9 protein-coding genes are annotated in these 12,061 nt (G+C 73.4%); 4 read left to right on the top strand and 5 right to left on the bottom strand.

All coding sequences use genetic code 11. From position 1 onward, the window contains the following. Positions 1 to 9: 9 nt before the first annotated feature. The 5 genes from ACZ5GT_RS21835 to ACZ5GT_RS21815 form a co-directional block, all read right to left on the bottom strand. Positions 10 to 1,059, bottom strand: coding sequence for a 2Fe-2S iron-sulfur cluster-binding protein (locus ACZ5GT_RS21835; protein ID WP_469027527.1), 1,050 nt, complete (start codon positions 1,057 to 1,059; stop codon positions 10 to 12). After that, on the bottom strand, positions 1,056 to 2,723 hold the full coding sequence (hcp, locus tag ACZ5GT_RS21830) for a hydroxylamine reductase (protein ID WP_469027525.1): 1,668 nt from the start codon (positions 2,721 to 2,723) through the stop codon (positions 1,056 to 1,058). The genes ACZ5GT_RS21835 and hcp overlap by 4 nt, the downstream gene beginning before the upstream one ends. A gap of 102 nt (positions 2,724 to 2,825) precedes the next feature. Further along, the gene (locus tag ACZ5GT_RS21825; RefSeq protein WP_469027519.1) at positions 2,826 to 3,515 is read right to left on the bottom strand and encodes a Crp/Fnr family transcriptional regulator; all 690 of its coding nucleotides are present in this window, start codon (positions 3,513 to 3,515) and stop codon (positions 2,826 to 2,828) included. Next, on the bottom strand, positions 3,512 to 3,748 hold the full coding sequence (locus ACZ5GT_RS21820) for a 4Fe-4S binding protein (RefSeq protein WP_469027512.1): 237 nt from the start codon (positions 3,746 to 3,748) through the stop codon (positions 3,512 to 3,514). The genes ACZ5GT_RS21825 and ACZ5GT_RS21820 overlap by 4 nt, the downstream gene beginning before the upstream one ends. 328 nt (positions 3,749 to 4,076) lie before the next feature. Continuing rightward, entirely contained in the window at positions 4,077 to 4,967 is an 891-nt protein-coding gene (locus tag ACZ5GT_RS21815; protein WP_469027505.1) for a universal stress protein, read from the bottom strand. A gap of 331 nt (positions 4,968 to 5,298) precedes the next feature. Here ACZ5GT_RS21815 and ACZ5GT_RS21810 point away from each other — a divergent pair, with 331 nt between their 5' ends. The 4 genes from ACZ5GT_RS21810 to narI are packed head-to-tail and all read left to right on the top strand — an operon-like array spanning position 5,299 to position 12,046. Continuing rightward, positions 5,299 to 9,003, top strand: a complete 3,705-nt coding sequence (locus tag ACZ5GT_RS21810) for a nitrate reductase subunit alpha (protein WP_469027502.1) — start codon at positions 5,299 to 5,301, stop codon at positions 9,001 to 9,003. A 3-nt stretch (positions 9,004 to 9,006) separates the two neighbouring features. Next, positions 9,007 to 10,530, top strand: a complete 1,524-nt coding sequence (narH, locus tag ACZ5GT_RS21805) for a nitrate reductase subunit beta (protein WP_469027498.1) — start codon at positions 9,007 to 9,009, stop codon at positions 10,528 to 10,530. Continuing rightward, entirely contained in the window at positions 10,527 to 11,315 is a 789-nt protein-coding gene (narJ, locus tag ACZ5GT_RS21800) for a nitrate reductase molybdenum cofactor assembly chaperone (RefSeq protein ID WP_469027495.1), read from the top strand. The genes narH and narJ overlap by 4 nt, the downstream gene beginning before the upstream one ends. Further along, positions 11,312 to 12,046 carry a respiratory nitrate reductase subunit gamma gene (gene narI / locus ACZ5GT_RS21795; protein ID WP_469027490.1) on the top strand — a complete coding sequence of 245 codons (735 nt, stop codon included), beginning with the start codon at positions 11,312 to 11,314 and terminating at the stop codon, positions 12,044 to 12,046. The genes narJ and narI overlap by 4 nt, the downstream gene beginning before the upstream one ends. Positions 12,047 to 12,061: the final 15 nt, after the last annotated feature.

The raw sequence follows: 12,061 nt of genomic DNA, 5'->3' as shown, positions 1-12,061 counted from the left end.
GCCGTCCGCTCAGGTGGGCAGGAAGCGTTCCCGGAAGACCCGCTCCGGCGCGACACCCCCGGCGAGCGCGGCGGCCGTCACGCTCTCCACCAGCGGCGGCGGCCCGCACACGTACACGTCCGGTGCCTCGGCCGCCGTGCGCAGCGCCTCGGCGACCCGTTCGGCGGGTGTGCCGGCCACGCCCTGCCAACCGGGGCCGGGCCGCCACACGCAGATCTCGTGCTCGAACGACGCCGACTCGGCCGCCACCTCCTTCAGCAGGTCCTCCCCGAAGACGTCCGCGTCCTCGTTCACGCCGAAGAAGAACCGCACCGGCTGCGGCTCCTGCCACTCCGCCATCTGCCGCGCCATCGACAGCAGCGGGGCGAGACCCGTGCCGCCGGCCACGAACCAGCGCGGCCGCAGGCCCGTCTCGTGCAGCCCGAAGGCACCCTGCGGGCCGTGCACGGTCAGCCGGTCGCCGACCCGGGCCCGCTCGCGCAGGTACCCGGAGAACAGCCCGCCCGGCCGCAGCCGCACGAACAGCTCCACCCGGCCGTCCCAGTTGCCGGTGTTGGCCAGCGAGTAGGCCCGCCGCTCCTCCCGGCCGGGCACCTGCACCTCGACGAACTGCCCGGCGTCGAACTGGAATCCGGCGCCCTGCTCCGCGTCCTCCGCCAGCATCAGCTCCAGCCGTACGGTGTCCCGCGCCACCGTCTCCAGCGCGGTGACCGTGCCCTCGCGCACCGGTATCCCGCCGTACAGGATGCGGGAGTCGTCGTACGGCAGCGCGGCGCTGAACGCCCCGCGCGGGTAGGTGCGGCACAGCAGCACGCCCCCGGCGTCCCGTTCGGCGGGCGGCAGCGCGTCGGCGGCGCAGGCGCCGAGGTCGTAGGCGCCGTCGGTGACGTCCGCCCGGCAGGAGCCGCAGGTGCCCTGGCGGCACGCGGCGGGCAGGGCGGCGCCCCACTCCGCGGCGGCCTCCAGGACGCTCTGCCCCTCGGCGCAGCCGAACTCCAGGCGCTCGCCGTCGGCGGTGGTCAGGGTGACCGCGGCCGTGGCCGTCGACGGTGTCGTCATGCCCCGGCCCTCTGCAGCGCCGCCTCGATGTCCGCCTGCGGGTCGCCGATGATGCGCAGCCCGAACCGGTCCACCATCGCGCCCACCAGGGTGGGCGTCAGGAAGCCCGGCAGCGACGGGCCGAGGTGGATGCCGCGCAGGCCCAGCGCGAGCAGGCTCAGCAGCACCGCCACCGCCTTCTGCTCCGTCCAGGACAGAGCGAGCGTGAGCGGCAGGTCGTTCAGGCCGCAGTCGAAGGCGTCGGCCAGCGCCGCGGCGATCCGGATGGCGGAGTGGGCGTCGTTGCACTGCCCGAGGTCCAGCAGCCGCGGGATGCCGTCGATCGCGCCGAAGTCGTGCCGGTTGAAACGGTACTTGGCGCAGCCGAGGGTCAGCACGACCGCGTCGTCGGGCGCGCCGAGCGCGATGTCGCGGTAGTAGTCGCGGCCGACCGTCGGGCCGTCGCAGCCGCCGACCAGGAAGAAATGCCGGATGGCGCCCTTCTTCACCGCGCCGACCACGTCGTCAGCGACGGACAGCAGCGCGTCCCGCCCGAACCCGACCGTGATGAACCGCTCCTCGCCGTCCTCCTTGAAGCCCGGCATCGCCTTCGCCGCCTGTACGACGGCGGAGAAGTCGCCGTCGCCGAGGTGGCGCACGCCCGGCCAGCCGACCGGGCCGGTGGTGAAGATGCGCCGGCGGTAGGCCGGGTAGGGCTCGATGATGCAGTTCGACGTCATCAGGATCGGGCCGGGGAACTTGGCGAACTCGCGCTGCTGGTCCTGCCACGCGCCGCCGTAGTTGCCGACCAGGTGCGGGTAGCGCTTCAGCAGCGGGTAGGCGTGCGCGGGCAGCATCTCGCCGTGCGTGTAGACGTTGACGCCGGTGCCCTCGGTCTGCTCGAGCAGCGCCGCCAGGTCGCGCAGGTCGTGGCCGCTGACCAGGATCGCCTTGCCCGCCACGGGCGTCGTGCGCACCGCCGTCGGCTGCTGGGCGCCGAACGTGCCGGTGTTGGCGGCGTCCAGCAGCTCCATCACCGCCAGGTTGAGGCGGCCCAGGCCGACCGCGCGCTCCAGCAGCTCGTCGGCGTCCGTCGGCTCGCCCGCGAGGTACGCCAGCCCGTCCTCCACCCCGGCGAACACCTGCGCGCTGTGCTTGCCCAGGACGTGGGCGTGGTGGGCGTAGGCGCAGATGCCCTTGAGGGCGTACAGGTGCAGCGAGCGCAGCCCGACGACGTCCGGGCCGACCAGGTCCAGGCCGGCGTCCACGCGGAAGTCGGGCGCCTGCTCCAGCAGCCCCGTCAGGTCCGCGGCGGGCTGCCAGCGCGCCGGGCCGGCCGGCTGCTCCGGTTCCAGGCTGTGCTCCCGCGCCGCCGCCTCGTAGCGGCCGCGTACCCGGTCCCGTACGGCCGCCGCCTCCTGCAGCAGGGCGACGAAGCGGGTCGGGTTGAAGTTCACGTTGGTGAGGGTGGTGAACATCGCGTACAGGATGAAGCCCGCCGCCTCGTCGTCCGCTGCGCCCAGCGCGCGGGCCCGGCTCGCGTACTGGGCGATGCCCTTCACCGAGTGGATCAGCAGGTCCTGTACGTCGGAAGTGGCCTCGTCCTTGCCGCAGTTGCCCAGCGGGCCCGCGCAGCCGGGTACCTCGCCCGTGCGGTCGGTCTGCTCGCACTGGTAACAGAACATGCGTCTACTCCTCGGGAGATGGTCGCTCGTTACGGTCAGTGACGTTAGGCGCGGGGCGCGGACGGTTCCTTGATCCAGGTCAAGCCGGCGCCGTGACGGGGATCACCGCCACTCGAGCCGGGCCGCCAGCCCGGGCACGTCGTGCAGCGTGACGCACCGGCCCCGGACGCTGATCAGCCCGTCCGCGGACAGCCCCCGCAGGGTGCGCGAGAGCGTCTCGGGCGTGAGGTTGAGCCGGGAGGCCACGGTCTGCTTGGCCGCGGGCAGCACGACCTCCTGACCGCCGTCCTCGCCCCGCGCCTCGTGCAGCAGGAACCCGATCACCCGCTGCTCGCTGGTGCGCAGCGAGTACGACTCCACGTCCCGCACCAGCCGCCGCAGCCGGACCGCCATGTTGGCCAGCATGCGGCGGGCGAAGGACGGGTCGCGGTCCAGCAGGTCCAGCACCGCCCGGCTGGACACCGACAGCAGTTCCGTGTCGACCAGGGCGGTGGCGGTGACCGGGTAGGTGATCCCGTCGAAGACCACCGCCTCGCCGAAGCTCTCCCCGGCCGGGACGATCTCCAGCACCTTCTCCGCGCCGTCGGCCGCCGACACCGTCAGCTGCACCTGCCCACGCACGACGAAGAAGAAGCCGCGGACCGGATCGCCCTGGTGGAACAGGATCGTGCCCCGGCCCACCGCGCGGACGTGCGAGCCCGCGGCGATGACAGTGAGCTGCTCCCGCGTCAGTCCCGCGAACAGCGGGATGCGCGGGAGCAGTCCGGGCACCGTCAGGGGGCTGTGGATCATGTACCGGAATCCTCCTCGGGAACCATCTCGATCGCGCCGCAGGGGCATTCGGCCACGCACAGCCCGCACCCCTTGCAGTGGTCGGCGTGCTTCTCGCCCGGCTCCCGGGCAGCGCCGCGCAGGTAGGCGTCGATGTGCCGGGCCGCCTTCTTCCCGTGCCCCACGGCCACCGTGACCGTCCGCTCCGCGGGCACCATGTCGCCGCCCGCGAAGGTGCCCTGACGGCCCGTCACCACTCGGCCACCCGCACCATGCCGTGGTCCACGGTCAGCCCGGGCACCGCCTCCAGCAGCGACAGGTCCGATTCCTGGCCCAGCTGCAACACGGCACCTCCTCCGGAGCCCTGGTCCCTCCAGTCGTAACTCCGGGGCGGGCGGCCCCCACAGGGGCCGAACGTCCCCGCCGCGGGGCCCCATGCTCCTTTCACCGGTGTGCCGTACGTGTGCCGCACGGGCGCCGCTCGGGCGCCGCTCACGCGCCACTCGTGCGGCGCTGCCTCACACGTGCGGCACTCGGTCTCACTCGTGCGGCGCCCGTGTCTTACTCATGCGGCGCTCGGTCTCACTCATGCGGGACGATCGCGACCGGGCAGCAGACGTGGTGCATCATCGCGTGGGCGACCGGCCCGGTGTGCGTGCCGAACCGGCCCGCACGGGCCTTCCGGCCGACCACCAGCAGCCCGGCGTCCGCCGCCGCGTGCAGCAGCTCCTGCGCCGGATGCCCGATGCGCACGACCTCGCTGACCCGGACCGCCGGGAACTTCTCACGCCACGGCCGCACCAGCGCGGTCAGCGCCTGCCCGGCCTCGGCCCGGGCCGCGTCGGCGGCCTGGACGTCCGCCGGGCCCGGCAGGCGCGGCGGCTGCCAGGTGTACACCAACCGCAGCGGAGCGGTGCGCAGGGTCGCGCTCTCGAAGGCGAAGCTCAGCACCTCATCGCAGGGGTGCGCGGTGTCCACCCCGGCCACGACCTCGCGGTACGGCTCGCGCTCGGACGGCCGGCCCTCGGCGTCCGGGACGTGCTCGTCCGCCGCGGTCCGGTCGGCGCGCACCAGCACCACGGGCCGCCGCGCGTGGGCCACCGTCGCGAGCGCCACGGATCCGGCCAGGAAGCCGCCGAAACCGCTGAACGCGCGGCTGCCCAGGACGAGCAGCTCGGCCTCGTCACCCGCCGACACCAGTGCCTCCGCGGCGGGCCGCGCGATCTGCTCGCCGCTCAGGTGCACCTGCGGGTACCGCTCGTCGATCCGGTCCATGGCGGCACGCACGATCCGCCGCGCCCAGTAGAGCGGCGCCTCCAGCTCCGGCAGTTCCGACACCTCGGAGGGCAGGCCCTCGTAGGCGTGCACCAGTCGCAGCGGCAGTCCGCGACGCAGTGCCTCCCGGGCCGCCCAGTCGGCGGCGGCGAGGCTCTCGCGGGAACCGTCGAGTCCTACGACAACGGGGCGAACCACAGTCGACACCTCCCCGGGTCGGCGCCCGCGCGGTCCGCTCCGGCACGGGCCCTCCGCCACCAGCATCCGGGGACGGCCGACCGCCCGGGCAGGGGCTGCGCGGCCTCCCGCCGAGGGCCGAACGGCCCTTTCCCCAGCTCAGACCTCCTGTGGGAGCAGCACGCGGGCCCGGTGTCCGACGGCCGCCCGGGCCGCCGACCCCTGGCGTCGACCGGCAGCCGGCTGTCCCGAGTCGCCCTCACCGGCCCCCGGACGCCGGGCCCTACGGCGTCCTGCCGGGGCCGTTCGGCCCAACGTGGGACGGCCCGCGGCGCGCATAGCGTCCGGGCTCATGGAGAACGACAAGATCGCGCACCCACCGCAGGGCCGTGGCGCCGAAGGCTGGCCGCTGGCCGCCCGCCGGCTGCTGACCCGCCGGGAGATCTCGGCGGACGGACGAGCGGTGTTCGGCGAGGGCGACTCCGCATGGGAGGGCTTCTACCGCGACCGCTGGGCGCACGACAAGGTGGTGCGCTCCACCCACGGCGTGAACTGCACCGGCTCCTGCTCGTGGATGGTGTACGTCAAGGACGGCATCATCACCTGGGAGCACCAGGCCACCGACTACCCGTCGATCGGCACCGACTGCCCCGAGTACGAGCCGCGCGGCTGCCCGCGGGGGGCGTCCTTCTCCTGGTACACCTACTCGCCCAGCCGGGTGCGCTACCCCTATGTCCGGGGCGCGCTGCTGAAGCTGTGGCGGGAGGCCCGGCGCCGGCTCGGCGACCCGGTGGCCGCCTGGGCCGAGATCACCTCCGACCCGGCCAAGGCGCGCGCCTACAAGAGGGCCCGCGGCAAGGGAGGCCTGGTCCGCGCCGACTGGGACGAGGTCAGCGAGCTGGTCGCCGCCGCCCATGTGCACACCATCAAGACCTACGGCCCCGACCGCGTCGCCGGCTTCTCCCCGATCCCGGCGATGTCGATGGCGTCCTTCGCCGCCGGGGCCCGCTTCATGTCGCTGATCGGCGCCACGCTGCTGTCGTTCTACGACTGGTACGCCGATCTGCCGGTCGCTTCCCCGCAGGTCTTCGGCGACCAGACCGACGTGCCCGAGGCGGCCGACTGGTGGAACGCCGGCTACCTGGTGATGTGGGGCTCCAACATCCCCGTCACCCGCACGCCCGACGCGCACTTCCTCACCGAGACCCGCTACAACGGCACCAAGGTCGTCGCCGTCAGCCCCGACTACGCCGACAACGTCAAGCACGCCGACGAGTGGCTCGCCCCGCACCCGGGCACCGACGGCGCGCTGGCCATGGCGATGGGCCACGTGATCCTCCGCGAGTTCCTGGTCGACCGCGAAGTGCCTTATTTCCAGCAGTATTTGAGGACGTTCACGGACGCGCCGTTCCTGGTGACGCTGCGCGAGCACGGCACGCACGGGCTGGTGCCCGACGGCTTCCTCACCGCGGTCGACCTCGGACGCGGCGACGAGGAGCACGCCGAGTCCAAGACCGTCCTCCTGGACCGGGCCACCGGAGATCCGGTGGTCCCCGGCGGCTCGCTCGGCTTCCGGTGGGGGGAAGCCGGGCGGGGCCGCTGGAACCTCGACCTCGGCGACGTCGTACCCGAACTGTCGCTGCTGGAGCGGGCCGAGGACACGGTGGAGATCGCGCTGCCCCGCTTCGACGAGGGCGCCACCGAGGGCGGCTCGACGATGGTCCGCGGCGTCCCGGTCCGCAGCATCGGCGGCCGCCTGGTCACCACCGTCTTCGACCTGATGCTCGCCCAGTACGGCGTGCGCCGCCCCGGACTGCCCGGCGACTGGCCGGAGTCGTACGACGACGCGACCCGGCCCTACACCCCTGCCTGGCAGGAGACCATCACCTCCGTGCCGGCCGCGCAGGCCGCCCGCATCGCCCGCGAGTTCGCCCGCAACGCCGAGCGCACCCAGGGCCGTTCGATGATCGCGATGGGCGCGGGCACCAACCACTGGTTCCACTCCGACACCATCTACCGAGCCTTCCTGGCGCTGACGACCATGACCGGCTGCCAGGGCGTCAACGGCGGCGGCTGGGCGCACTACGTCGGCCAGGAGAAGGTCCGCCCGGTCACCGGGCTGCAGCACCTCGCGTTCGCCTTCGACTGGCAGCGGCCCACCCGGCACATGGCGGGCACCTCGTACTGGTACCTCAACACCGACCAGTGGCGCTACGAGGCCTTCGGACCCGACGAACTGGCCTCCCCGCTGGGCGAGGGCCGCTTCAAGGGCAAGGCGTTCGCCGACTCCCTCGCGCAGGCCGTGCGGCTCGGCTGGACCCCCGGCCACCCCGGCTTCGACCGCAACCCGCTCGACCTGGCCGACGAGGCCGCCGCGCGCGGACGCCCGGTCGCCGAACACATCGTCGACGAACTCCAGGCAAACCGGCTGAGGTTCGCCGTCGAGGACCCCGACGACCCGGCCAACTTCCCCCGCGTGCTGACCGTGTGGCGGGCCAACCTGCTCGGCTCCTCCGGCAAGGGCAACGAGTACTTCCTGCGCCACCTGCTGGGCACGGACGCGGCGGTCCGCTCCGCGGAGACGCCGCCCGGGCACCGCCCGCAGGAGGTGGTCTGGCACGACGAGGCGCCCGAGGGCAAGCTCGACCTGATGGTCGCCATGGACTTCCGGATGACCTCCACCGGCCTGCTCGCCGACGTCGTCCTGCCGGCCGCCACCTGGTACGAGAAGGACGACCTGTCCAGCACGGACATGCACCCCTTCGTGCACGCCTTCACCCCCGCCATCGCCCCGCCCTGGCAGGCCCGCACCGACTACGACACGTTCCTCACCCTCGCCGACCGCTTCAGCGAACTGGCCCGCGAGCACCTCGGCACCCGCACCGACGTCCTCGCCGTGCCGCTGCTGCACGACACCCCCGACGAGCTGGCCCAGCCGGGCGGCGTCGTGCGGGACTGGAAGGCGGGGGAGTGCGCGCCGGTCCCCGGCCGGACCATGCCGAAGCTGGTCACCGTCGAGCGGGACTACGCCGCCGTCGCCGAGAAGATGCGCGCCGTGGGCCCGCTCCTGGACACCCTGGGCACCACCACCAAGGGCGTGACCGTCAAGCCCGGCCGGGAGATCGACGAGCTGCGCCGCCGCTGCGGCACCGTCCGCGAGGGCGTCGCCGCCGGCCGCCCCTCCCTGGCCACCGCCTCCGACATGTGCGAGGCGATCCTCGCCCTGTCCGGCACCACCAACGGGCGGCTCGCGACGGAGGGCTTCCGCGAGCTGGAGCGCCGGACCGGCAGCGAGGGCCTCGTCGAACTCGCCGCCGAGCGGGAGGCGGAACGGATCACCTTCGCCGACACCCGCAGCCAGCCCCGCTCGGTGATCACCTCCTACGAGTGGTCGGGCAGCGAGGCAGGCGGCCGCCGCTACTCGCCGTTCGTCATCAACACCGAGCACCTCAAGCCATGGCACACCCTCACCGGCCGCCAGCACTTCTTCGTCCAGCACGACTGGATGGCCGAGCTGGGCGAGCAACTCCCCGTCTACCGGCCGCCGTTGAACGCCATCCGGCACTACGGCGACGAGCACCTGGGCGAGGACGGCCGGGCGGAGGTCACCGTGCGCTACCTGACCCCGCACTCCAAGTGGTCCATCCACTCGAACTACCAGGACAACAAGTACATGCTCGACCTGTCCCGCGGCGGCCCGGTGATCTGGATGTCCACCGCCGACGCGGAGAAGATCGGCGTGCGCGACAACGACTGGATCGAGGCCTACAACCGCAACGGCGTGGTGGCCGCCCGCGCGGTGGTCACCCACCGGATGCCCGAGGGCACCGTGTACATGTACCACGCCCAGGACCGCACCGTGAACGTGCCGAAGACCGAGGTCGGCGGCAGGCGCGGCGGCATCCACAACTCCCTGACCAGGCTGCTGCTCAAGCCCACCCATCTCGCGGGCGGCTACGCGCAGTTCACCTACGCCTTCAACTACTACGGGCCGACCGGCAACCAGCGCGACGAGGTCACGGTCATCCGCCGCCGCAGCCAGGAAGTGGAGTACTGACACATGCGCGTCATGGCACAGGTGGCGATGGTGATGAACCTCGACAAGTGCATCGGCTGCCACACCTGCTCGGTCACCTGCAAGCAGACCTGGACCAACCGCACCGGCGTCGAGTACGCCTGGTTCAACAACGTCGAGACCAAGCCCGGCGTCGGCTACCCGCGCCGTTACGAGGACCAGGAGCGGTGGAAGGGCGGCTGGACGCTCGACAAGCGCGGGCGGCTCGTGCTGCGCTCCGGCGGCCGGGTCAAGCGGCTGCTGTCGCTGTTCGCCAACCCCGACCTGCCCTCCATCGACGACTACTACGAGCCGGTCACCTACGACTACGACAACCTCGTCGACGCGCCCGCCGGCCAGGACATGCCCGTGGCCCGCCCGCGCTCCGTCCTCACCGGCCGGCCCGCCGCCATCACCTGGGGCGCCAACTGGGAGGACGGCCTCGGCGGCGCCCCCGAACACGCGGCCGGCGACCCCAACCTGACCGGCGAGTGGGCGGAGAAGGTCCGCTTCGAGTTCGAGCAGACCTTCCTCTTCCACCTGCCCCGCCTGTGCGAGCACTGCCTCAACCCGGCCTGCGTGTCGGCCTGCCCGTCCGGCGCCATGTACAAGCGCGCCGAGGACGGCATCGTCCTGGTCGACCAGAACCGCTGCCGCGGCTGGCGCATGTGCGTGACGGCGTGCCCGTACAAGAAGGTGTACGTCAACCACGCCACCGGCAAGGCCGAGAAGTGCACCTTCTGCTTCCCGCGCATCGAGGCCGGCCAGCCCACCGTCTGCTCCGAGACCTGCGTCGGCCGACTGCGCTACCTCGGCCTGCTGCTCTACGACGCCGACCGGGTCGGCGAGGCCGCGGCCACACCCGACGAGCAGGACCTGCTCCAGGCCCAGCGCGGGGTCTTCCTCGACCCGCACGACCCCGAGGTCGCCGCCGCCGCACGCGCCTGCGGCATCCCCGAGGACTGGCTGGACGCGGCCCGCCGCTCCCCGGTGTACGACCTGGTGTGCCGCTACCGGGTGGCGCTGCCGCTGCACCCGGAGTACCGCACCCTGCCGATGGTCTGGTACGTCCCGCCGCTGTCCCCGGTCCTGGACGCGGTCGGCGCGGCGGGCGGCGACCAGGACGACCCCGACCACGTCTTCGCCGCCGTCACCCGGCTGCGCATCCCGCTGGAGTACCTCGCGAGCCTGTTCACCGCCGGGGACGCCGAAGTGGTGGCCGGAGTGCTGATGAAGCTCACCGCGCTGCGCTCCCACATGCGCGCCCGCACCCTGGGCGAGGACGCCGACGACACGGCGCTGAACGCCGTCGGCCTCACCGCACGCGAGGCCGAGGACCTGCACCGGCTGCTCGCCGTCGCCAAGTACGCCGACCGGTACGTCGTCCCGGCCGCCCACAAGGAGGACGCGGCCGCCCTCGGCGCCATGGAGAACCGCTGCCCGGTGGAGTCCACCGGCGGGCCGTCCGAACGCCGGGTCATGCTCGGCATCCCCACCCTGCGCCGCGCATCCGACGGAGGACGTGCATGACCCCGCTGCCTGCCACCATCCCGGCGATCGTCCGCACCCGCATCCGCGCGACCGCCCGCCGCCGCACCGCGGCGACGCCCGAGGAGGCCGAGCGCCGCGCCCTGCTGCTGCGCCTGCTGTCACTGCTCCTGCAGTACCCCGACTCCGAACTGACCGCGGGACGGGACCGGCTGGCGGCCGCCGTGGCCGCGCTGCCGCCGTCCGACGCGGCCACCGGACTCACCGCCTTCACCGACTGGTTCACCGCTCAGGAGCCCGACGCGCTGGAGCGGCACTACGTCGAGATGTTCGACCTGCGCCGCAAAAGCAGCCTGTACCTGACCTACTACCTGCACGGCGACACCCGCCGCCGCGGCATGGCGCTGCTGGCCCTGGCCCAGCGCTACAAGGCCGCCGGCTGGGACGTCGACGGCGGGGAACTGCCCGACCACCTCCCGGTCGTCCTGGAGTTCGCGGCGCTCGCCGGTCCCGGGCGGGGCGAGGCCCCGCTGCGGCAGCACCGGCGCGGGCTGGAACTGATCCAGCACGCCCTGACCGACGCCGGCTCGCCCTACCGGCACCTGCTCGCCGCCCTGCGCACCCTGCTGCCGCCGCCCACCGAGGCGGACCTGGCGGCCGTCGCCCGGCTCGCCGCCGAGGGGCCGCCCGCCGAGGACGTGGGCCTGGACCCGTACGGCTACGGCGCTTTCGCCCCGCCCGGCACCTTCGTCCCGCCCGAGCAGGCCGCGCCCACCTTGGCCGCGCCCACCCTGGCCGCGCCCGCACGTCAGGAAGACCCGCGATGAACGTCTCCACCTCCGACCTGCTGCTGTGGGTCGCCTTCCCGTACGTCTGCCTCGCCGTGTTCGCCGTCGGGCACGTCTGGCGCTGGCGGCAGGACCAGTTCGGCTGGACCAGCCACACCAGCCAGCTCCTGGAACACCGATGGCTGCGCTGGGGCGGCCCGCTGTTCCACCTCGGCGCGTTCGCCGTGATCGCCGGGCACGTGGTCGGCCTGGCGGTGCCCGCCTCCTGGACCGAGGCCGCCGGCGTCTCCGAGCACGCCTACCACACCACCGCCGTCTGGCTCGGCTCGGTCGCCGGCCTCGCCATGGTCACCGGCCTGGGCATGCTGTGCGCCCGCCGACTGCTGACCCGCCGCATCCGGCTCACCACCGACCGCAGCGACAAGCTGCTGTTCCCGTTGCTGGCCGCCACCGTCCTGCTCGGCATCACCGCGACCGCCGCGCACAACGTCCTCGGCGGCGGTTACGACTACCGGGAGACCGTCTCGGTCTGGTTCCGCGGCGTCTTCAGCCTCCAGCCGCAGCCCGACGCGATCAGCGGCGCCCCGCTGCTGTTCCGGCTGCACGCGCTCACCGCCTGCCTGCTCTTCGCGGCCTGGCCGTTCACCAGGCTCGTCCACGTCTGGAGCGTGCCGCTCGGCTACCTGACGCGCCCCTACCTGGTCTACCGGCGCCGCTCCCGCACGGTCGGGGTGGCCGCGCCCGCCCGCGCGTCCGAAAAGGCGCGCTGACCGGCGCGTCGGCGA

The sequence above is a fragment of the Streptomyces sp. NPDC031340 genome, from assembly GCF_055569945.1.
The sequence above is the reverse complement of the archived record's forward strand: the minus strand, read 5'-3'. Positions and strand labels throughout refer to the sequence as shown.

What these genes read in the sequence shown, in the direction of transcription:
- ACZ5GT_RS21835 (WP_469027527.1), bottom strand. Translation starts at nt 1,059, where the DNA reads ATGACGACACCGTCGACGGCCACGGCCGCGGTCACCCTGACCACCGCC.
- hcp (WP_469027525.1), bottom strand. Translation starts at nt 2,723, where the DNA reads ATGTTCTGTTACCAGTGCGAGCAGACCGACCGCACGGGCGAGGTACCC.
- ACZ5GT_RS21825 (WP_469027519.1), bottom strand. Translation starts at nt 3,515, where the DNA reads ATGATCCACAGCCCCCTGACGGTGCCCGGACTGCTCCCGCGCATCCCG.
- ACZ5GT_RS21810 (WP_469027502.1), top strand. Translation starts at nt 5,299, where the DNA reads ATGGAGAACGACAAGATCGCGCACCCACCGCAGGGCCGTGGCGCCGAA.
- narH (WP_469027498.1), top strand. Translation starts at nt 9,007, where the DNA reads ATGCGCGTCATGGCACAGGTGGCGATGGTGATGAACCTCGACAAGTGC.
- narJ (WP_469027495.1), top strand. Translation starts at nt 10,527, where the DNA reads ATGACCCCGCTGCCTGCCACCATCCCGGCGATCGTCCGCACCCGCATC.
- narI (WP_469027490.1), top strand. Translation starts at nt 11,312, where the DNA reads ATGAACGTCTCCACCTCCGACCTGCTGCTGTGGGTCGCCTTCCCGTAC.